The 20,086-nt window shown below is 65.5% G+C and carries 16 protein-coding genes; 8 read left to right on the top strand and 8 right to left on the bottom strand.

Annotation, left to right across the window (positions count from 1 at the left end; all coding sequences use genetic code 11):
* Window positions 1–48 precede the first annotated feature (48 nt).
* The 5 genes from bioB to htpX all read left to right on the top strand — a co-directional run bounded on the left by bioB (window position 49) and on the right by htpX (window position 4,898).
* The gene (gene bioB, locus ACPW74_RS12910; RefSeq protein WP_113977947.1) at window positions 49–1,137 is read left to right on the top strand and encodes a biotin synthase BioB; all 1,089 of its coding nucleotides are present in this window, start codon (window positions 49–51) and stop codon (window positions 1,135–1,137) included.
* The gene (gene bioF / locus ACPW74_RS12905; RefSeq protein ID WP_113977948.1) at window positions 1,134–2,330 is read left to right on the top strand and encodes an 8-amino-7-oxononanoate synthase; all 1,197 of its coding nucleotides are present in this window, start codon (window positions 1,134–1,136) and stop codon (window positions 2,328–2,330) included. The genes bioB and bioF overlap by 4 nt, the downstream gene beginning before the upstream one ends.
* Entirely contained in the window at window positions 2,320–3,123 is an 804-nt protein-coding gene (gene bioC, locus ACPW74_RS12900; protein ID WP_113977950.1) for a malonyl-ACP O-methyltransferase BioC, read from the top strand. Before bioF ends, bioC begins: the two co-directional genes overlap by 11 nt.
* A gap of 108 nt (window positions 3,124–3,231) precedes the next feature.
* Window positions 3,232–3,912 carry a dethiobiotin synthase gene (bioD, locus tag ACPW74_RS12895; protein WP_113977952.1) on the top strand — a complete coding sequence of 227 codons (681 nt, stop codon included), beginning with the start codon at window positions 3,232–3,234 and terminating at the stop codon, window positions 3,910–3,912.
* Between the two features lie 113 nt (window positions 3,913–4,025).
* Window positions 4,026–4,898 (top strand): protease HtpX, encoded by an 873-nt coding sequence (htpX, locus tag ACPW74_RS12890; RefSeq protein ID WP_010674070.1) that lies wholly within the window; start codon window positions 4,026–4,028, stop codon window positions 4,896–4,898.
* 80 nt (window positions 4,899–4,978) lie between these two features.
* Here the strand turns inward: htpX and ACPW74_RS12885 are convergent, their stop codons facing one another.
* Window positions 4,979–6,781, bottom strand: a complete 1,803-nt coding sequence (locus ACPW74_RS12885) for a hybrid-cluster NAD(P)-dependent oxidoreductase (RefSeq protein WP_113977953.1) — start codon at window positions 6,779–6,781, stop codon at window positions 4,979–4,981.
* Window positions 6,782–7,131: 350 nt separating this feature from the next.
* On the opposite strand from ACPW74_RS12885, the gene ACPW74_RS12880 reads away from it, so the two are divergent.
* Window positions 7,132–8,778 (top strand): NAD(P)-binding protein, encoded by a 1,647-nt coding sequence (locus tag ACPW74_RS12880; RefSeq protein WP_113977955.1) that lies wholly within the window; start codon window positions 7,132–7,134, stop codon window positions 8,776–8,778.
* Window positions 8,775–12,380, top strand: coding sequence for a pyruvate:ferredoxin (flavodoxin) oxidoreductase (nifJ, locus tag ACPW74_RS12875; RefSeq protein ID WP_425858166.1), 3,606 nt, complete (start codon window positions 8,775–8,777; stop codon window positions 12,378–12,380). The genes ACPW74_RS12880 and nifJ overlap by 4 nt, the downstream gene beginning before the upstream one ends.
* A gap of 161 nt (window positions 12,381–12,541) precedes the next feature.
* On the opposite strand, the gene ACPW74_RS12870 is transcribed toward nifJ, so the two are convergent.
* The 6 genes from ACPW74_RS12870 to ACPW74_RS12845 form a co-directional block, all read right to left on the bottom strand.
* A complete protein-coding gene (locus ACPW74_RS12870) occupies window positions 12,542–12,757 on the bottom strand; it encodes a YdcH family protein (RefSeq protein WP_005313020.1) in 216 nt (71 codons plus the stop codon).
* A gap of 276 nt (window positions 12,758–13,033) precedes the next feature.
* The gene (locus ACPW74_RS12865; protein ID WP_039039859.1) at window positions 13,034–13,624 is read right to left on the bottom strand and encodes a hypothetical protein; all 591 of its coding nucleotides are present in this window, start codon (window positions 13,622–13,624) and stop codon (window positions 13,034–13,036) included.
* Window positions 13,625–13,635: 11 nt separating this feature from the next.
* Window positions 13,636–14,982: an MATE family efflux transporter gene (locus ACPW74_RS12860; protein WP_113977958.1), complete on the bottom strand. Its 1,347-nt coding sequence runs from the start codon at window positions 14,980–14,982 to the stop codon at window positions 13,636–13,638.
* Window positions 14,983–15,103: 121 nt separating this feature from the next.
* Window positions 15,104–16,927, bottom strand: a complete 1,824-nt coding sequence (locus ACPW74_RS12855) for a SulP family inorganic anion transporter (protein ID WP_041212698.1) — start codon at window positions 16,925–16,927, stop codon at window positions 15,104–15,106.
* Window positions 16,928–16,997: 70 nt separating this feature from the next.
* Window positions 16,998–17,582, bottom strand: coding sequence for a nucleotidyltransferase family protein (locus tag ACPW74_RS12850; RefSeq protein WP_113977960.1), 585 nt, complete (start codon window positions 17,580–17,582; stop codon window positions 16,998–17,000).
* Window positions 17,572–17,829 (bottom strand): GNAT family N-acetyltransferase, encoded by a 258-nt coding sequence (locus tag ACPW74_RS12845; RefSeq protein WP_113977962.1) that lies wholly within the window; start codon window positions 17,827–17,829, stop codon window positions 17,572–17,574. Before ACPW74_RS12845 ends, ACPW74_RS12850 begins: the two co-directional genes overlap by 11 nt.
* A 154-nt stretch (window positions 17,830–17,983) precedes the next feature.
* Here ACPW74_RS12845 and cysM point away from each other — a divergent pair, with 154 nt between their 5' ends.
* Window positions 17,984–18,874: a cysteine synthase CysM gene (gene cysM / locus ACPW74_RS12840; protein ID WP_113977963.1), complete on the top strand. Its 891-nt coding sequence runs from the start codon at window positions 17,984–17,986 to the stop codon at window positions 18,872–18,874.
* A gap of 15 nt (window positions 18,875–18,889) precedes the next feature.
* Here the strand turns inward: cysM and ACPW74_RS12835 are convergent, their stop codons facing one another.
* Window positions 18,890–20,074 (bottom strand): iron-containing alcohol dehydrogenase, encoded by a 1,185-nt coding sequence (locus ACPW74_RS12835; RefSeq protein ID WP_210537948.1) that lies wholly within the window; start codon window positions 20,072–20,074, stop codon window positions 18,890–18,892.
* Window positions 20,075–20,086: the final 12 nt, after the last annotated feature.

Below are 20,086 nucleotides of genomic sequence, written 5' to 3'. Positions count from 1 at the left end.
CTCTTGAGCGCGGCGCAGGATCCCACCAATAACAACCGGAAGCCATGTATGAATGCTCTCACCGCGGGCGCCCACGCCCTTCGTCACGACTGGACCCTGACCGAGGTTCAGGCCCTGTTCGCCCTGCCATTCAACGATCTGCTGTTCCAGGCCCAGACGGTGCACCGCGCCCATTTCGACCCGAACGAGGTTCAGGTAAGCACCCTGCTCTCCATCAAGACCGGGGCCTGCCCGGAAGATTGCAAATATTGTCCCCAGAGCGCTCGCTACCACACCGGGCTCGAGACCGAGCGGCTGATGGAGGTGGAAAAAGTGCTGGAGCGGGCCCGGGAGGCCAAGGCCAACGGCTCGTCCCGCTTCTGCATGGGGGCGGCCTGGCGCAACCCGAAAGAGAAGGACATGCCCTATATCCTGCGCATGATTGAAGAGGTGCGCGGGCTCGGTATGGAGACCTGCATGACGCTGGGGATGCTGACCGCCGATCAGGCGGCGCGTCTCGGGGCTGCGGGGCTCGATTACTACAACCACAACCTCGACACCTCGCCGGAGTTCTACGGCGACATCATCACCACCCGCACCTATCAGCACAGGCTCGACACCCTGGAGCATGTGCGCGGTGCCGGCATGAAGGTCTGCTCCGGCGGCATCGTCGGCATGGGGGAGCAGGCGAAAGATCGGGCGGGCCTCCTGATGGCGCTCGCCAATCTGCCGCGCCACCCGGAGAGCGTGCCCATCAACATGCTGGTCAAGGTGAAGGGAACGCCCCTGGAGAACCAGGAGAACCTGGACCCGTTCGAATTTATCCGCACCATCGCAGTGGCGCGCATCATGATGCCGGCCTCCCACGTGCGCCTTTCCGCCGGGCGGGAGAAGATGAACGAGCAGATGCAGGCCATGTGCTTTATGGCGGGGGCAAATTCGATATTTTATGGCTGCAAGCTGCTGACCACTCCCAATCCGGACGAGAACAGCGACATGCAGCTGTTCAAGCGCCTCGGCATTCGCCCCGCCCAGCGGGCCCAGAAGCCGGATCAGGTTCAAGAGGAAGAGCTGCTGGCCGAGGTGAGTCGCCAGAGCGAGTCCAGCGAGCTCTTCTACGACGCCACTCGTCCCCGCGCAGAAGCCGTCCGTACATGATGACGCCTGTTGTCACCGGCCCCTTTGCACTGGGGCAGGCCCTGGCCGAGCGTGAGCAGGCCGCCCTGCTGCGCCGCCGCACCCCGGTAGAGGTCGCGAGCGGCGGGCGGATCCGGGTCGGGGGGCGGGACTACCTCAACGTCTCTGGCAACGACTACCTGGGGCTCGCGGGCCATACCGCCATCAAGGCCGCCTTCGCGGCGGGCGTGGCGCAATATGGCGCGGGCGCGGGCGCCTCGCCCCTGGTGACCGGCTACAGCCGCGCTCACCAGCAGCTGGAAGAGACGCTGGCCGACTGGCTCGGGGTGGAGGCGGTGTTGCTGTTCAACTGCGGCTTCTCCGCCAACCAGGCGGTGCTCAAGGCCCTGCTCGGCAAGGAGCATCTGCTGTGGCAGGACAGGCTCAACCATGCCTCCCTGCAGGAGATGGGCAGCCAGCTCCCCTGCAGGATGAAGCGCTTCGGCCACAACGACATGGCGGCCCTTGAGCGTCAACTCGAGCCAAACCGGGGCCTGATCGTCTCGGAAGGGGTGTTCAGCATGGACGGGGATCAGGGGCCCTGGGCTGAACTTGCAACACTCGCAGCCCTAAGCGGCAACTGGCTGATGATCGACGATGCCCACGGTATTGGGGTGCTTGGGGCCGAGGGGCGCGGCACCCTGGCGGCCCAGGGGGTGAACCCGGCCAGCGTGCACATCCAGATGGGGACCTTCGGCAAGGCGCTCGGGGTGGCCGGCGCCTTTGTGGGTGGCAGTCGCGAGCTGGTGGAGTACCTGGTCAATTTTGCCCGCCACTATGTCTACAGCACCCATATGCCCCCCGCCCAGGCGTGCGCCGTGCGCCAGAGCATCGAGCTGGTACGCGTAGCCAACGAGGCCCGTGCCCACCTGGCTCGCCTTGTCGCCCGGTTCCGGCAGGGGGCGCAGGCGCTCGGCTGGCGGCTTGGGGCAAGCGATACCCCCATCCAGCCGCTGCTGGTGGGGGAGAGCGTCGCTGCTCTGCAACTGGCCGAGCGGCTGCGGGAGTGCGGTGTCTGGGCCGGCGCCATCCGCCCACCCACGGTGCCGCTCGGCACGGCGCGCCTTCGCATCACCCTGTGCGCCGCCCATGGCGAAGATGACGTGGATCGCCTGCTCGAGGCCCTGGGACCCCGCCCATCCACTGACGAGAGAGGGGGCACCCATGGTGCATGAGCGTTTCCAGTCGGTGGACAAGGCACAGCTCGCCCGCCGCTTCGGGGCGGCGGCCCGCCACTACGACGCCCACGCCCGCTTCCAGCAGGAGGTGGGGCAGTCGCTGCTGGCGCGCATGGACGAGGGGGGCGTGAAAGAGGTGCGCTCAGGGGCCGGGCTGGATCTGGGCTGCGGCACCGGTTTCTTCCTGCCTGCCCTGGCGCCGCGCTGCGAGACGCTGACCGGGCTGGATCTCGCTCCCGGCATGCTGGCCCAGGCGGCCCTTCGCGGCAGCGGAGCCCGCCTGGTGTGCGGCGACGCGGAGGGGCTGCCCTTTGCCGACCAGAGCCTGGACTGGGTTTTCTCCAGCCTGGCCCTGCAGTGGTGCGAGCGGCCGGCCCAGGCCTTTGCCGAGCTCAACCGGGTGCTCAAACCCGGTGGCCAGGTCTTCTTCTCGACCCTGCTTTCGGGGTCACTGTGGCAACTGCGGGAGGCCTGGCGGGCCGTGGATGGTCGTGACCATGTCAATCGCTTCCTGACGTTGCCCCAGTTGCAGCAGGCGGCCCGTGACGGGGGCTTCGAGGCCCCGGCACTCTGCCCGCTGACCTGGTCCCTCGCCTACCCGGCGCTCAGCGGACTGCTGCGCGACCTCAAAGGGATAGGTGCGAGCCAGGTCAACGACGAGCGGTCTGCGGGCCTGGGTCATCGCCAGCGCCTGGTGCGACTGGGGGAGGCCTACGAGCGCCACCGTCAACCGGACGGCCTGCTGGCCGCCAGCTACGAGGTCTGCTTCGGGCGCCTGGTGCGGCGCTGACACAAAAAGACCCGGCGCACCCACCCCTTCAGCGGCAGGACGCGCGCCTGCCTTTCACCATGGATATCGGGGTGCCTCTGCGCCCCTGCACTGCATCGAGGAATCATCATGGGGACATCCTATTTCATCACGGGCACGGACACCGACGTGGGCAAGACCCTGGTGGCTCGCACCCTGTTGCTGGCGCTTGCCGCCAGAGGCATTCGCTGCGCCGGGTACAAACCGGTGTCGGCGGGCTGCACCCGCACCCCGGAGGGGCTTCGCAATCTGGATGCCTTGCTGTTGCAGCGGGCGGCCACGGTTGCGCTGCCCTACGAGCAGGTCAATCCCTATGCCTTCGAGCCGCCCATCGCCCCCCATATCGCCGCCCGTGAGCGGGGGGTGAGCATCCCCTTCGAGGGGCTGTCCGCCGGCTTGCGGGAGATTGAGGGAGCTGGGGCCGATCTCGTCATTGTCGAAGGGGCGGGGGGCTGGTTCCTGCCGTTGGATCATCAGCGTCTGCTCTCGGAGTGGGTCGCCCAGGAGCGGCTGCCGGTGATCCTGGTGGTGGGGGCCAGGCTGGGCTGCCTCAACCATGCCCTGCTCACCGTCAGCGCCATTCGCCAGCAGGGGTTGACCCTGGCGGGCTGGGTCATCAACCGGGTGGATCCGCACATGAGCCGCTACGAGGAGAACCTGGACACCTTGAAAGCCATGTTGCCGGCCCCATTTCTGGGGGAGCTCCCCTTCGTGGACGCGGTGAATGAGGTGGATTTGCACCACTGTCTCGATGTGTCGCCCTTGCTCTGAGGCCAGACATTCAGCAAACATTCATCGAGTCTGTCTATTATCTGGGGCAAGTGTGGTATCGGTCGCCCCTGGGGCGCCCCGAACCATGCATCCATATCTCACAAGGAGTCAATATGAAGCGAATTATGCTATTCCTGGTGACCAACCTGGCCGTCATGCTGGTGCTGGGGGTGGTACTCAATATCCTGTTCTCGGTTCTGGGGATCAACAAGTCCAGCATTTCCGGTCTGTTGGTATTCTGCGCCGTGTTCGGTTTTGGGGGTTCCTTTATCTCCTTGCTGATGTCCAAGTGGATGGCCAAGCGCAGCTATGGCGTCCAGGTCATCGAGCAGCCCCGCAACGAGACCGAGCACTGGCTGGTGAGCACTGTTGCCCGTCAGGCCCGTGAGGCTGGCATCAAGATGCCGGAAGTGGGGATCTACGACTCCCCCGAGATGAACGCCTTTGCCACCGGCGCCCGCCGTGACGACTCCCTCGTCGCCGTCTCCTCCGGTCTGCTCTACAGCATGAGCCGCGACGAGGCGGAAGCCGTGCTGGCCCACGAGGTGAGCCACGTGGCCAACGGCGACATGGTGACCTTGACCCTGATCCAGGGGGTGGTGAACACCTTCGTGATGTTCTTCGCCCGCATCGTGGCCGGCGTCATCAGCAACTTCTTCAGCTCCAACAACGAGGAAGAGAGCAGCAGCACCGGCGGTTTCGCCTACATGATCACCGTGTTCGTGCTGGAGATGGTGTTCGGCGTGCTCGCCTCCATCATCGTCATGTGGTTCAGCCGTCAGCGCGAGTTCCGTGCCGACGCCGGTGCCGCCAAGCTGGCCGGCCGCGACAAGATGATTGCCGCGCTCCAGCGTCTCGCCCGCGGTGCCGAGCCGCAGATGGAGGGTTCCATGATGGCGTTCGGCATCAACGGCAAGCGCTCCATGAGCGAGCTGTTCATGAGCCACCCGCCCATCGAGCAGCGCATCGCCGCCCTGCGTGGCTGATAGCCAGTCATCTAAAGAAAACGGCTGCCCTCGGGCAGCCGTTTTGCATTCCGGGGACGGGGTTTTGCCCCCCGATCACCCTATTTGATCACCAGATCCGTCAGGGGCACGGCGCAGCAGGCGAGGATCTTGCCCTCGGCACGCTCGGCGGCGCTGATGGCGGGGGCATCGGGGTGATCCACCTCGCCCGAGACCAGAGTCTGCTTGCAACTGCCGCAGATGCCGGCACGGCAGCTCCAGGGCAGCTCTACCCCCTGCTTGTTGGCCTGATCCAGCACGGTGCCCTGGTTGTTGCCCGCAAACACCCGCTCGCCGATACGCAGTTGCACCGCCTGATGGGGGCGGGCCACCGAGAGCAGGGCCCCGCCAAAGCTCTCCTGGCGGATGCGCCCGGCCGGTACGCCGAGGGCGGTCAGCCGGTTGGCTGCATCGGCCATGAAGCCGTGAGGGCCGCAGATGAACACCTCCCGCTCCTGCAAACCTCGGATCCGGCCCAGGTGATCGTCTTTCAGACGGCCGCTGAGCCCCTGCCAGTGTTTGTCAGGCTGGCTCAGGATCAGGGTGAGGGTCATTCCCTGCTGCGCCATGGCGTGCAGCTCGCTGGCGGCAGGAATGTCTGCCTCGCTGCGGCACAGGTGCATGAAGTGGACGTCATCGAGCTCCCCCCGTAGTGCCAGAGTGCGGGCAATGGAGAGCATGGGGGTGACACCGGATCCCGCCGAGAGTAGCAGCAGCCTGCGCTCGGACCCTAAGTGAAACTCGCCGGCCGGGGGGGCGGCCAGCAACCGGTCGCCCACTTTCAACTCATGGTGCAGCCAGGGGGAGAGGCGGCCATCGGCCAGCTTCTTGACGCTGATGCTGTAACGCTCGGGCCGCTCCGGCGTGGAGCTCAGGGTGTAGCGGCGTTGAACCCGTGTGTTTTTGATATCGAGGCTGATGGGCAGGTGCTGGCCAGGCAGGTAGTCGGGCAGGGGCTCGCCGTCGGCGGCCTCGAACCAGAAGGTTTCCAGATCCCGGGCCAGGGGTTCCCGGGCGACGCACACCAGCTCCCGCTTTTTCGGGGCCGCGTTGGGGTAGACCGGCGCCCGGGCCTGCTCCAGCACCTCGATCTCGCTGCCCGCTTCAATCCACCCCTCGTTCAGGGCCACCAGATTCTGGCCGAAGTAGACCTCACCATCTTCGCCACGGCGGTAGCGGGTGAGGGTGGCCAGCGGCTCTTTCAGGGCATTGAAGCGCTCCGTGCCTGCCTCCACCGTGGTCATGATGCAGCGGCTGCACGGCTTGTCCACCCGAAACTCCACCTCGCCGATGCGGATCCGTTTCCAGCCGTCCTCCTCGAAGGGGCGGGTGCCGCTCGCCACCAGGTTGGTACGAAATTGGCTCATCTGGTGCAAGGCATCGGATCTCAGGTTGAGATCCTCAAGGGAAGCCTGGCTGATGAGCAGCAAGGGGTAGCCGTCCGCAAAGCTCACCCGGGTGCCGGTCTTCTCCCGAAAACGATCGGATGCCTCCCCGAGCCAGAGCAGGCGCACCGGCTCCCTCGCCACCCGGCTCAGCCACTCATCGGCGTCGGGCCCGGTGTGCAGGGCGGTAAAGCGATCCCCCCAGACTCCGGTGTGCTGAGGGGCGCGACTGAACGCCGCCTCCATGAGGGCAAGGGGGGGCAGACCCGGATAGCGCAGTTGCAGCCCCCCCTCGACGGGGGTGGCCACCACCTGCTGCAACTGGGGATGGGTGCGGGCGGTGATAAAGGTGCCATCCGGTTTGACCACCATGTAGCGGCGATCCCCGGCAAGTCCCTCCTGGGTCACCCGGGCGCGCTCCAGCGGCATGCCTGCCGTCGATTTGATGGGGTAGAGATGTATGCTGGCGAGGGTCGGCATGTCCTGGTCCTTGTGCTGTGGCGATTCCTGTGAAGAGGGGAAGATAACGATTCCTGTCCCGGGCGGCAATCTTCTCCTGCTGCCCATGTCGAGGGCGGCGAGGGGGCTCGGGCGACAGGCCCGAATGGCTGCGGGGTGTGACGGGGATCCGGTTGTGAAGGGGGCGACCCATAAAGCGCAACATTTATTGATCCTGATCCACCATGTCGTACAAAAAACGGCCCATCATCGGGCCAGCTTCCAGTTTCTGACGCTTTCGCTTCTTCCCTCTCCGGCCACCGTCTGCCCAGGCAACACGGTATCAAGCGCATTCGGATGGGGCCTGTCACACAAAAAGAAGAAAGCAATGTATGAGCAAACAACTGGATATGACCCCACAGCCGGATCTCTCCCAGAAAACGGGAACAGGCCCGGTCCGCACCCGGCTGCCCGTCTGGCGGCCGGCCCTGCCACCTTGCAACCACGCCTGCCCGGCTGGCGAGAACATCCAGGCCTGGCTCGCCCTGGCCGAAGCGGGCCGCTTTGAGGCGGCCTGGCAACGACTCATCGAAGAAAATCCCCTGCCTGCGGTCCACGGGCGGGTCTGCTATCACCCCTGCGAAACGGCCTGCAACCGTGCCCAGGTGGATGATGCCGTCTCCATCCACGCCATCGAGCGCTTCCTTGGCGACGAGGCGCTGGCCCGGGGCTGGCTGCCTGTGCCACCTGCCCCTGCCAGCGGCAAGAAGGTGCTGGTGATCGGTGCCGGTCCCTCCGGCCTCTCCTGCGCCTGGCACCTCAATCGGCTCGGCCATCAGGTGGAGATCCGCGAGGCAGGGCCGCTGGCGGGCGGCATGCTGCGTTTCGGCATTCCCGCCTACCGCCTGCCTCGCGATGTGCTGGATCGGGAGGTGGCCCGCATCGTCGCGGCCGGTGTCACCCTTACCCTCAACCACAAGGTGGAGGATGTGCTGTGCGAGCGCGACCAGGGGGGCTTTGACGCCGTCTTCATGGCCATCGGTGCCCATCTGGCAAAGCGGGTCGATATTCCGGCCCGGGAGGCGGGCAAGATCCTCGATGCGGTGAGCTTCCTAGAACAGGCGAGTCTGGCCGAAGAGAAAGGACTGCCACCGCCAAAACTGGGACGGCGGGTGGCCATCTACGGCGGCGGCAACACCGCCATGGATGCGGCCCGTACCGCTCGTCGCCTCGGGGTCGAGGAGGCGATGATCATCTACCGCCGCGACCGGGACCATATGCCGGCCCACGCTTTTGAAGCCGATGAGGCCGAGGAGGAGGGGATCAAGATCAACTGGCTGCGCACCATCCGCCAGCTCGACAGTACCAACATCGAGGTGGAGGTGATGGCGCTGGATGCTGAGGGCAAGCCGGTGCCCACCGGCAAGTTTGAAACCCTCGAAGCAGACTCCCTCATTCTGGCGCTGGGTCAGGAGGTCGACCTCTCGGTGCTGGAGAGCATCCCCGGCGTGCGGGTCAACAAGGAGGGAGTAGTACAGGTTGGCGAGAACCTGATGACGGATGTGCCGGGCCTCTTTGCCGGTGGCGACATGGTGCCCTCCGAGCGCACCGTCACCATCGCCACCGGCCACGGCAAGAAGGCGGCGCGCCATATGGATGCCTGGCTGCGCGGTCGCCTCTACCACAAGCCGCTCTCCTATTCATTGGTGGGGCCCGAGCAGTTGCAGCTCTGGTTCCAGACCCATGCGCCGGCCAGCAGCCAGCCGGTCAAACCGCCCTCGGCGCGGGACGACTTTGGCGAGATCATCGGCGGACTGGATGAGGTGGCCGCCCGCTACGAGGCGGCGCGTTGTTACTCCTGCGGCAACTGCTTCGAGTGTGACGGTTGCTATGGCAGCTGCCCCGAGCAGGCCATCGCCAAGCTGGGGCCGGGTCTGGGGTATCAGGTGGATGCCGAGCGTTGCACCGGCTGCGGTGCCTGCCACGACCAGTGTCCCTGCCACGCCATCGAGCTTCGCCAACCGGAGGAGTCCCAATGAAACATGAATTGATCATGGTCGACGGCAACGAAGCCGCGGCCCGGGTGGCGTACCAGCTGAGCGAAGTGTGTGCCATCTACCCTATTACCCCGAGCTCGACCATGGCCGAACTGGCCGATGCCTGGGCGGCACAGGGGCAGACCAACCTGTGGGGCAACATCCCCACCGTGGTAGAGATGCAGAGCGAAGGAGGAGCGGCTGGCACGGTACACGGCGCCCTGCAGGCGGGGGCGCTCGCCACCACCTTCACCGCCAGTCAGGGACTGATGCTGATGCTGCCCAACATGTACAAGATCGCCGGTGAACTGACTTCGGCGGTGTTCCATGTGGCGGCCCGATCCTTGGCGGCGCAGGGGCTGTCGATCTTTGGCGACCATCAGGACGTGATGGCGGCGCGCAGCACCGGCTTTGCCATGCTCGCCTCCGGCTCGGTGCAGGAGGCGCAGGACCTGGCCCTGGTCGCCCACAGTGTCACCTTGCAGTGCCGGGTGCCCTTTATCCACTTCTTCGACGGGTTCCGTACCTCCCACGAGGTGAACAAGATCACCGCGCTGCACAAAGATGAGATCCGGGCGCTGATCGACAACGACTGGGTGCGGGCCCACCGTGCCCGGGCGCTCAACCCGGATCATCCGGTGATGCGTGGCACCGCCCAGAACCCGGATACCTATTTCCAGTCCCGCGAGAGCGTCAACCCCTTCTACGAGGCGGTGCCGGCCCGGGTGCAGCAGTGCATGGAGAGCCTCGGTGAGCTGACCGGCCGCCACTACCGGCTGGTGGAGTATCACGGCGCCCCGGATGCCACCGACGTCATCGTGCTGATGGGCTCGGGGGCCGCCACCGCCCGCACGACGGTGGATTGGCTCAACCGGCAGGATCGCAAGACCGGGGTGCTGGTCATTCGCCTCTATCGCCCCTTCCCGGTACAGGCGCTGCTCGATGCGCTGCCCGCGAGCGTGCGGCGCATGGCGGTGCTGGATCGCACCAAGGAGCCGGGTGCCGGTGGCGAGCCGCTGCTGCTGGATGTGCAGAGCGCGCTGATCGACGGTTTGCAGCGCGGCCTTATCAAGCGGCTGCCCTGGCTGAGCGGCGGTCGCTACGGCCTCTCTTCCAAGGAGTTCACCCCCGCCATGTGCGCGGCCGTGTTTGAGGAGCTGGCCTCCGATGCGCCGCGCCCCCGCTTTACCGTGGGGATTGTGGATGATGTGTCGGGCCTCAGTCTGGCCTGGCACCCCATCGGCGATCTGGAGCCCGCCAGTCGGGTGCGGGCGCTCTTCTTCGGCCTCGGTGCCGACGGCACGGTGGGCGCCAACAAGAACAGCATCAAGATCATCGGCGAGCTGGAGGGCTTCCACGCTCAGGGCTACTTCGTCTACGACTCCAAGAAGTCGGGCTCGCGCACCGTCTCCCACCTGCGCTTTGGCCCCGAGCCCATCGATGCCCCCTGGCTTGTCGAGCAGGCGAGCTTTATCGGCTGCCACCAGTGGGGCTTTGTCGAGTCAGTGGATCTGCTGGAGCATGCCGCCGAAGGGGCGACCCTGCTGCTCAATGCTCCCTATGAGCCTGAGCGGGTCTGGGCCGAGCTGCCCGAGCGGCTGCGTGCCCGCATCCGCACCCTCGATATCCGGCTCTATTGCATCGATGGGGATCGGGTGGCCGAGCGCAACGGCATGGGCAATCGCATCAACACCATCATGCAGACCTGCTTCTTCGCCCTGGCTGGCATCTTGCCGCGGGATGAGGCGATTGCGCTGATCAAGGAGAGCATCGAGAAGAGCTATGCCCGCAAGGGGCCCGAAGTGGTCGAGCGCAACTTCGCGGCGGTGGACGACACTCTGGCTCATCTCCATCAGGTGGCCATCCCGGCCGGTGAGGAGCAGATCAGCGACTATCCGCTGCCACTGGCACCGGGTGGCAGCGAATTTGTCCAGCGGGTCACAGGCCCGATGCTGGCGGGGCGCGGCGATCGCATCCCGGTCTCCATGCTGCCGGTGGATGGCACTTACCCCACCGCCACCAGCCGCTTCGAGAAGCGGGATATCGCCTGCGAGATCCCCATCTGGCACTCCGATATCTGCATCCAGTGCGGCAACTGCGTCTTTGTTTGCCCCCATGGGGCGCTGCGGGCCAAGTTCTACCATCAGGACTGGCTGGCAACGGCCCCCGAGGCAGCGCAGTCGGTGCCCGTCACCGCCAGGGGTTTCCCCGACAGCCGCTACACATTGCAACTCTATCCGGAGGATTGCACCGGTTGTGGCCAGTGCGTGCAGGCTTGTCCGGTGCGGGCCGGAGCGGATGCCCGCCATCAAGGCGAGAGTGCAGAAGGAGAGAGCCATGAAGGCGAGCGTGCCATCGTCATGATGGACAAGGCGCCCCATCTGGCTGGCCAGAAACAGGCGCTGTGCTGGTTCGAGAGCCTGCCGTGGCCTGCCCGCGAGCGGGTGGACTTCTCCACCGTGCGCGGCACCCAGTTCCTCGAACCCCTGTTCGAGTTCTCCGGTGCTTGCGCCGGCTGTGGCGAGACCCCCTATCTCAAGCTGCTGACCCAGCTGTTTGGTGATCGCATGCTGGTGGCCAACGCCACCGGTTGCTCCTCCATCTACGGCGGCAACCTGCCGACTACCCCCTGGGCCAAAAACGGTGAAGGGAAGGGGCCGGCCTGGTCGAACTCATTGTTTGAGGACAACGCCGAGTTCGGCTTTGGTTTTCGCCTCACCGCCGATCAGCACCACGGTCAGGCAGTGGCAGCCTTGCAGGCGATGAAGGGGGAGATCGGGGAAGCGTTGGTCGAGTCGCTGATCAGCGCCCCGCAGCGGCTGGAGTCGGAGATCCGCGCCCAGCGGGGCCGAGTGGCGCAAGTGCGGGAGCGGCTGGAAGAGGTGAAATCCGGCAAAGCTCGCGAACTGCTCTCCTTGATTGATCAGCTGGTGCGCCGCTCGGTCTGGATAGTGGGCGGCGATGGCTGGGCCTATGACATCGGCTCGGCGGGGCTCGATCATGTGCTCGCCTCCGGCCGTGATGTGAACGTGCTGGTGATGGATACCGAGGTCTACTCCAACACCGGCGGTCAGATGTCGAAATCGACCCCGCTCGGTGCCGTCGCCAAGTTTGCGGCGGGGGGCAAGACCCTGGCCAAGAAGGATGTAGCCTTGCAGGCCATCTCCTACGGCAACGTCTATGTTGCCCGCATCGCCTTTGGGGCCAATCCGCAGCAGGCGCTGCAGGCCTTGCGTGAGGCCGAAGCCTATCCGGGCCCGTCCCTTATCATCGCCTACAGCCACTGCATCGCCCACGGCCTCGACATGGAGCAGGGATTGGCCCAACAGAAGCGTGCGGTCGATTCGGGCCACTGGCCGCTGATGCGCTACAACCCGGTACTGCGCAGCGCCGGGCAGAACCCCTTCAGCCTCGACAGCCTGCGCCCCTCCATCCCCCTTGCCGAATATCGGCAGCAGGAGACCCGTTATAGGGTGCTGGCCCAGAGCCATCCACAGGAGGCCGAGCGGCTGATGCAGGTGGCGCAACAAGTGGCGTGGCAGAAGTGGGCCACCTACGAGGAGATGGCCACCCGCGAGGCCAGCCATTTCCATCCGCCGGTGTGATCATGGGATGAAACAGGTAAGACAAAGCGGGCCATTGGCCCGCTTCGTTTTCCGGTGCCAAGGGAAGTGGCCGTTGCCGCGCCTTGGGGCGGCCAACAAAAAGCCCGGCGTCGGGCCGGGCTGGCAGGATAAGTTGCTTATCCAGGTATTCGTCGAGGCGTCTAGTGTGGATGTTGTTTGAGGATGTCGTATATCTCCTCTTTCAGTTTAAGTTTCTGTTTTTTCAGATCCTTCACCTCGGAGCTGTAGTCGCTGGCGTGGTGTTTCTCCAGCTTTCTGATCTCCGCATCCAGGTCGTTGTGCAAGTCAAACTTCTTCTGGAAATGGACATCACTGCTCTTCAGTTTCGAGATGAGATCTCTGTACTCCGGAAACATGTAATGAAGCCTCCTTGTTGTCGTTTGATTGTGCCTGCAAGACCAAAGTACCCCTTACTGCCGGGGAGAAACGTGATCCCGATCCAATTCGGGGCCACGGATTTGCTGCATGGGAAGGGCGATTTTTAACTGTTTGAATTACAAGATGATTGCCTGCTGACCCAGGGGCAGCAGAGGAAAGAAGCGGGATCCGCTTCACATTCGGGAGAGGGGGTCTGCAACGGGGCGGGCAACAGAAAGGGGCGCGAGGCCCCTGACTGGAAACGGGTGAGCCGTTTACTCTTTTTTCTTTTTCTTCTCGGGCAGGGGCTTGCCGTCTCTGGCAATCACCTTGCCTGCCTCGAAACCGATCTGCGCCGCCAGCTCTTCCAGATCCGGCGCCTTGGCCTCGTTGCCGATGGCGTACTGGTAGTTGGCGATGGAGATCTTCTCCGCCACCGGTGTGCCCGGCACGATGGGTTCGCGCCAGCCCTGACCGATGTGGGCCACCAGGGTGCCGTTCATGATGAGCTCGCCGACGATCTCCTGGGTGGGGATGCCCTTGCCGTAGGTGAGGCCCTGCGGGTGCTTCTTGCCAACCAGGGGCTCTTGGCTTGCGGGCATCAGCTTGGTGCGGATCAGCCACTTGGGCGATTTGGTCTTGCCCACCGCCTTGCCGGTCTGGTACTCGTTGATCTTGATGGTCTTGATCATCTGGGCCGTGAACTCCTTGGTCAGGGCCTTCTGGGCTTCGCTGGTCTCGTCGATGACGATGGGGGCCACATACCAGGTCTGGGGAGCCTGCGCCTTGGGAGTCGCCGGGGCGGTTTGCGCCATGGCGAGCGGGCTGAGCAGGATGGCCGTCAACAAGAGTCCGATTTTCTTCATGGTGATTCCGCTTATGTTTCGACAAGAATTTTGTTTTGCCAGCGACGACTGCGCCAGCGCCAGAACATGGCCAGACCGCGCACCCACTCGTCGCAGGTGAGGGCCAGCCAGATGCCTACCAGGCCATAGCCCTGCATGATACCAAGGAAATAGGCCAGGGGAACGGCAATGCCCCACATGGAGACGAGCGCCATGTAGAGTGGGAAACGGGCATCCCCGGTGGCGCGCAGGGCGTTGATCACCACCAGATTGAAGGTGCGACCGGGTTCGAGGATGAGGCTGATGAGGAAGAGCTGCGCCACCTGGGTGATGATGTCGGCGTCGTCGGTGAACAGGCTGATGATGGCGCGGCCGTTGAGGGCGGCGGCGATGGCGATGGCGGCGGTGACGATGAGGCCGAGTTTCAGGCTCTTCATCAGTTGGCGATAGGCCTGATCGAAGCGTCGGGCCCCCGCCAGGTGGCCGATGATGATCTCGTTGCCAAGGCCGATGGAGAGGCCGAACAACAGGATGAACAGGCAGATCTGGAAGAAGTAGGACTGGGTCGCCAGCGCCTTGTCGCCGAGCAGGCCGACGAAGGCGGTCACCACCATGAACTGCAGCATCCAGGAGAGGTTCTCCCCCGCCGCCGGCAGACCGATGTGCAGCACCTTGTCCAGCATGGCGCGGCTTGGGCGGACGATCTCGGGCAGACGCAGCCGGATGCCGGTCTTGCGCGCCACCAGCCATACCAGCAGCGCCACCCCGACGATGCGCCCCGCCACCGTGCTGATGGCGACCCCGGCGACCCCGAGCTGGGGCAGGCCGAACCAGCCATAGAGCAGCAGCAGGTTGCCGACGAAGGTGATGAGGTTGACGATGAGGGTCACGTACATGGCCTGGCGGGTGTGGCCGTGGGCACGCAGGGTGGCGGCCAGACAGAGGGCCGCCGCCTCCGGCAGCAGGCAAAGCCCGATGATCTGCAGGTAGAGGCTGCCGTCGCTCATCAGGTGGGCAGGCAGGTTCATCAGCGCCAGCATGGTGCCGGCCCCCGCCATGACGCCGACCGCGGCCACCAGTCCCACCAGCAGGTTGAAACCGATGGCGGTGTGGATGACGACGCGGGCTTTTTCCTTGTCTCCCGCCCCCAGATACTGGGTGATCACCACGCTGGTGCCGATGCTGACGAAGCTGAACAGGGTGATGGCGAGATCGAACACCTGGTTGCCCACCGCGAGGGCCGCCACCCCCTGATAGGAGACGTGGCCCACCATGAAGGTGTTGAGGGCCCCGGTCAGAAAGTGAAGGGCCAGATCGATGAACAGTGGCCAGGTCAGGGCGAAGAGGGAGCCCGGGCCTGCGTGGGATTGAGTCTGCATGGGATATCCAGGTGCTGGCGATGGCCCTCGTCAGGGCCAACTGGAGGGGCATTTAACACCAAGCGGGGGCGGGGTGCAATCCTGGTCGCAGGAGGAGGGGCCTGTGACCGGGGGATGTCTCTCAGACCGGCGTGGCGCCGGCCTCCTGCTCGCTGGGGCGGGTGAGGCGCGCCGAGTCGGGCAGGTCGTCATCGTGCGGCCAGCGGGTGAGCAGGGCATCCGTGGTGCTCTCCACCCCCTCGTCGTCCCGGAACACCGGCTCCCGGTAGCAGCGGGTCATGCGCAAGGCCTGGTACATGTCGGGGCAGAGGATGATGCCATCCTCGCCAACCCGGATCCCCGCCTGTTTGAACCACTGGCTCATCTGGCCGTGCCGACCGGCCATCACCATGTGGATGCCGCGCCGCTTGAGCTCCTTGTGCAGCTCTCCCACCATGCTCATCACGCTGATGTCCTGATGGGTGAAGCAGGCCACCGCATCCACCACCAGGCACCTGGGATTGTGGGGATCCTGCACCAGCAGTGCCAGCACCCGCCGCTTGAAGTAGGGGGCGTTGAAGTAGGTGAGCGGGGAGTTGAAGCGATAGACCAGGATGCCGGGAATCGCCTTGGCCTGCTCGTTGTCCCCCAGGGTGCGCACCACGCCCTCGTCGTCCATGCCGAGCAGCTGGTCGGTGGGGCGCATCACGTTGCGCAGGAACTGGAACAGCCCCAGCAGGACTGCGAGGGTGATGCCCGGAATGACCCCCATGGTGAGCACGCTGACAAAGGTCACCAGGGCGAGCCAGAAGGCGGCGCGGTCCGAGTCGCGCAGGGCCAAGAGGCCGCGAAAATCCGTGAGCGACAGGGAGGCCATCACCAGCACCACGCCGAGGGCGGCGGTGGGAATGTATTGCAGCGGTGCCGTCAGGTAGAAGGTGACCAGGGCGATGACGGCGGCGGCGATGATGGAGACCAGCTGGCTTTTGCCGCCGTTGGCGTCGTTCACCGCGGTGCGCGAATCCGCCCCGCTGATGGCAAACCCCTGGGAGGCGGCCGCCGCCAGGTTCGCCATGCCCAGCGCCCTAAACTCCTTGTCCGCATCAATCTCGTAGCCATTCTTGGCGGCGAAGCTGCGGGCGGTGAGCATCATGGAGACGAAGCTCACCATGGCGAGGTTGAGGGCGGGCAGCACCAACTCACGGATAAGCCCGGGGGGAAAGTCCGGCATCTGGAAGGCGGGCAGCCCCGAGCCGATGGTCCCCAGGGTGGCGATGTCGACACGGCCGAGATTGAACAGCCACACCAGGGCCGCCGTCACCACCATGGCCACCATGGAGGAGGGCCAGGCCGGTCTGTAGCGCTTGGCCAGCAGCAGGGTGAGCAGGGCGGTCAGGCTCATGGCCAGGGTGGGCAGATGGGTCTGGGTAATGTAGCTGGTGCCGTTCAGGATCCGCTCTATCAGGTAGCGCTCGCTGAAGGTGAAGCCGAAGATCTTGGAGAGTTGGCCCACCATGATGGTGATGGCCACCCCGTTGAGCAGCCCCATCAGGATGGGGCGGGAGAGAAAGTCTGCCAGCACCCCCAGTTTGAAGCGGCTGGCGATGAGGCACCAGAAGCCGGTCATGGCGGTCATGGTCATCACCAGTTGCCAGTGACGGGTGGGATCCCCGGCGGCGAGCGGCGTTACCACGGCGGCGATCACCGCGCAGGTGGCGGCATCCGGACCGACGATGAGCTGACGGGAGGTGCCAAAGAGGGCGTACACCACCATGGGCAGGATGCAGGAGTAGAGGCCGACGATGGCGCCCACCCCGGCGAGCTCCGAATAGGCGATGGCCACGGGCAGGGCCACGGCCGCGACCGAGAGGCCAGCGCGAAGATCCGGCATCAGCCAGGCCCGCTGGTATTGCAGCAAGGCGGCGAGCCCCGGCAGCCAGCGCTCGAGAGAGAAGAAGTCGCGCATTATTTAACCCATTGAGTTACAAACATCTTTTTCTTAGTGTGCCCAAGGTTGTCGATCCTTTGCAATCCGCTCATGGCCAGTTCACCACAAGGTCAGGCCAGATGCGTTGCCACTCCTTGGCCCTGACCCGTTCGCTAAAGATACGGCTCTCCTGGCGACAGCGCGGATTGGGGCTCACCACCAGGGACCAGTTGGGGGCAAAGCCGTAGGGGGCCAGCCACTCGAACGCATCATCTGCCAGCAGGCGGACCCCGATGCAGGTGGGTATCTCCACCCAGTGGCTGAGGGCCGACAGCGAGCTGGCAAAAGGAGGCACCTGCTGGCGCAGATGCATGCGGGCCTGGTTGCGCACCTCCCACTGCTGGCCCGGCATCCTGGCGGCGAGCCAGGCTTCGTGATCGGCCTCCTTCAATCCAGTCGGATCAGCGCTGTCCAGATAGATAAGATCGATGTCGTTGAGCGGGGTGGGCTCGGCCTTGTGATGGAGGTGATCCCAGATGAGGTTGCGCACAAACCCCGCCCCCAGGGCCCAGTCGGGCAGGGCCAGCTCCCGCGCAGCCCGGAGGCAATCCATGCGCGGGTGATCAGCCCGCAGCAGGGCCTCGGTGCAGGCCCGCAGGTGCGCCTCCCGCAGCGCCCCGGCTTCAACCGGCATTGCGGCGCAACCAGACGTCGATGTAGCTGCAGCTCGGCACTATGGTGAGCCCCTCGGAGAGGGTCCACTCGTAGAAGCGGCGGGCCAGCTTGTCGGCAATCCCCTGTCCGCGCAGCTCGGGGGGAACCTGGGTGCTGTAGGCGTCCACCGTGGTGGCGTCCAGCCGGCGATAGGCAAGGCGGGAGAGCTTGCCGTCCACGGTGCAGACAAACTGCTGCTGATCGGCCTGGTGAAGGATGTCGCTCATCGGGAGTCCTCTCTGGGTGAATGGGAAGATCAGAACATGGCGGACAGGGTTTGCCAACGCCATTCTTTGCGCCCATGGCGGGCTCGCTTACACTGGCCGGCCTGCGAATGGTCGCAAGGCAAGGTATAGAACATTGAGAGAGGATGGATCCGTCATGGCCTTCGCCACCCTGGACGATCTGATAGGCAACACCCCGCTGCTGGCGCTGCGCCGCATCAATCCGCACCCCGGCGTCACCCTGCTGGCGAAGCTGGAGGGCAACAACCCCGCCGGCTCCGTCAAGGACAGGGCGGCGCTGAACCTCATCAGACAGGCAGAGGCGAGTGGTCACTTAGCGCCAGGGGCCCGGCTCATCGAGGCCACCTCCGGCAATACCGGCATCGCGCTGGCCATGGTGGCGGCGTCCCGGGGTTACCGGATGCGGCTCATCATGCCGAGCAACATGAGCCAGGAGCGGCGCGACGCCATGCAGGCCTACGGCGCCGAGCTGGTGCTGGTGGAAGAGGGTATGGAAGCGGCGCGAGACCTCGCCCTGGCCATGCAGGCGCGGGGGGAAGGACTGGTGCTCGATCAGTTCAACAACCCCGCCAACCCGGATGCCCACTACCGCTCCACCGGCCCCGAGATCTGGCGCCAGAGCGGCGGGGCGGTCACTCACTTCGTCTCGGCCATGGGCACCACGGGCACCATCATGGGGGTCTCCCGCTACCTCAAGGAGCAAAACCCGGCGGTGGCGGTGATCGGCCTGCAACCGGCCGAGGGGAGCCAGATCCCCGGCATTCGCCGCTGGCCCGAGGCCTACCGGCCCGCCATCTTCGAGCCTGCGCGGGTCGATGGGGTGCTGGATGTGACACTGGAAGAGTCCCTCGTCATGATGCGCCGCCTGGCGCGGGAGGAGGGGATCTGCTGCGGTGTCAGCTCGGGTGGCGCCGTGGCCGGGGCCTTGCGGGTGGCGGCGGAGATCGGGCAGGGGGTGGTGGTGGCGATCATCTGCGATCGGGGGGATCGCTATCTCTCCACCGGGGTCTTCACCCCCGATGTCTGACGGGCAAGGGGCCTGCTACTCCCAGGCCCGCTCCAGCAGGGCCAGCAACTGGTCCCTGTCCGCATCCTTGCGGTTGTAGAGCAGGGCGCCGTCGTTGATGGCGAGATCCCGGATCCCGGGCAGCAGCGCCTTGTCGGTGAGGCCCGCCTCCCGCAGGGTGCGGGGCAGCTTGACCGTCTGCCACAGGGTATCGCGCAGTGCCTGCAACGCCTCGATGGTGGCCTGGGGTCTCCCCTCGGCCGGGGTCGCGGCAAAGCGCTCCGGCCCCACCAGGGGCAGCAGCAGGCGGGCCAGCTCGGGGTCGATGCCGGGCCGGTTGTAGTCGAGCACGGTGGGCAGGAAGAGGTTCATACAGAGGCCATGGGGCAGGTGGCAGCGCGCCCCCAGACTGTGGCCAAGGGCGTGTACCAGCCCCACCATGGAGTTGGAAAACGCCATGCCCGCCAGGGTGGAGCCCTCCGCCAGTTGCAGCCGCAGGCCCTTGTCCGTCGGGTGGGCCAGCACCCTGGGCAGGGCGGTGGCAATCTTCTCCACCGCCATCAGGGCCAGGGCGTCACTGACCGGGTTCTTGCCGTTGCCGATGAAGGCCTCGATGGCGTGGGTCATGGCATCCATGGCGGTGGCGGCGGTGATGGGCAGCGGCAGCCCCTGGGTGAAGCGGGGATCCAGCACCGCCAGCCGGGGCAGCAGGAAGGGGGAGGTGAAGGGCACCTTGCGCCCGCTCCCTTCGTCCTTGATCACTGCCACCAGCGTCACTTCGGAGCCGGTCCCCGCCGTGGTGGGGACCACCGCCAGGGGGTTGAGGGGACGGGTCAGGCAATCCGCTCCGGCATAGTCGAGCAGTCGCTCGCCCCCCAGGGTCGCCAGTATGTTCACCGCCTTGGCGGTGTCGATGACGGAGCCGCCGCCAAGGGCGAGCAGGCTGTCACAGCCCAGCTCCCGGTAGTGGCGGGCGATCCGCTCCACCACGGCGGTGGAGGAGTCCGCCGGGATCTCGTCCCAGATGGCGGCGACCGGCAAGGCCCCTTCGGCCATCACATCGGCCAGCAGGGTGGCGAGCCCGCTGCCGCTGACCCCCATGTCGGTGAGAAGCAAGGGGCGGCCAGCTCCCAATCCCCTCAGGGCATCCGGCAACTGCTCCAGTGCCTGCTCCCCCGCCATCAGCTTGACCGGGCAGAAAAAATCGTAATAACGGCTCATCCCGTTCTCCTC

The organism is Aeromonas sp. INTO2 (assembly GCF_049860605.1).
Lineage (GTDB): Bacteria > Pseudomonadota > Gammaproteobacteria > Enterobacterales > Aeromonadaceae > Aeromonas > Aeromonas caviae.
The sequence above is the reverse complement of the archived record's forward strand: the minus strand, read 5'-3'. Positions and strand labels throughout refer to the sequence as shown.

Bases quoted from the DNA above. Each gene is read 5' to 3' on its own strand.
- bioB (WP_113977947.1), top strand. From the start codon at position 49: ATGAATGCTCTCACCGCGGGCGCCCACGCCCTTCGTCACGACTGGACC.
- bioF (WP_113977948.1), top strand. From the start codon at position 1,134: ATGATGACGCCTGTTGTCACCGGCCCCTTTGCACTGGGGCAGGCCCTG.
- bioC (WP_113977950.1), top strand. From the start codon at position 2,320: ATGGTGCATGAGCGTTTCCAGTCGGTGGACAAGGCACAGCTCGCCCGC.
- bioD (WP_113977952.1), top strand. From the start codon at position 3,232: ATGGGGACATCCTATTTCATCACGGGCACGGACACCGACGTGGGCAAG.
- htpX (WP_010674070.1), top strand. From the start codon at position 4,026: ATGAAGCGAATTATGCTATTCCTGGTGACCAACCTGGCCGTCATGCTG.
- ACPW74_RS12885 (WP_113977953.1), bottom strand. From the start codon at position 6,781: ATGCCGACCCTCGCCAGCATACATCTCTACCCCATCAAATCGACGGCA.
- ACPW74_RS12880 (WP_113977955.1), top strand. From the start codon at position 7,132: ATGAGCAAACAACTGGATATGACCCCACAGCCGGATCTCTCCCAGAAA.
- nifJ (WP_425858166.1), top strand. From the start codon at position 8,775: ATGAAACATGAATTGATCATGGTCGACGGCAACGAAGCCGCGGCCCGG.
- ACPW74_RS12870 (WP_005313020.1), bottom strand. From the start codon at position 12,757: ATGTTTCCGGAGTACAGAGATCTCATCTCGAAACTGAAGAGCAGTGAT.
- ACPW74_RS12865 (WP_039039859.1), bottom strand. From the start codon at position 13,624: ATGAAGAAAATCGGACTCTTGTTGACGGCCATCCTGCTCAGCCCGCTC.
- ACPW74_RS12860 (WP_113977958.1), bottom strand. From the start codon at position 14,982: ATGCAGACTCAATCCCACGCAGGCCCGGGCTCCCTCTTCGCCCTGACC.
- ACPW74_RS12855 (WP_041212698.1), bottom strand. From the start codon at position 16,927: ATGCGCGACTTCTTCTCTCTCGAGCGCTGGCTGCCGGGGCTCGCCGCC.
- ACPW74_RS12850 (WP_113977960.1), bottom strand. From the start codon at position 17,582: ATGCCGGTTGAAGCCGGGGCGCTGCGGGAGGCGCACCTGCGGGCCTGC.
- ACPW74_RS12845 (WP_113977962.1), bottom strand. From the start codon at position 17,829: ATGAGCGACATCCTTCACCAGGCCGATCAGCAGCAGTTTGTCTGCACC.
- cysM (WP_113977963.1), top strand. From the start codon at position 17,984: ATGGCCTTCGCCACCCTGGACGATCTGATAGGCAACACCCCGCTGCTG.
- ACPW74_RS12835 (WP_210537948.1), bottom strand. From the start codon at position 20,074: ATGAGCCGTTATTACGATTTTTTCTGCCCGGTCAAGCTGATGGCGGGG.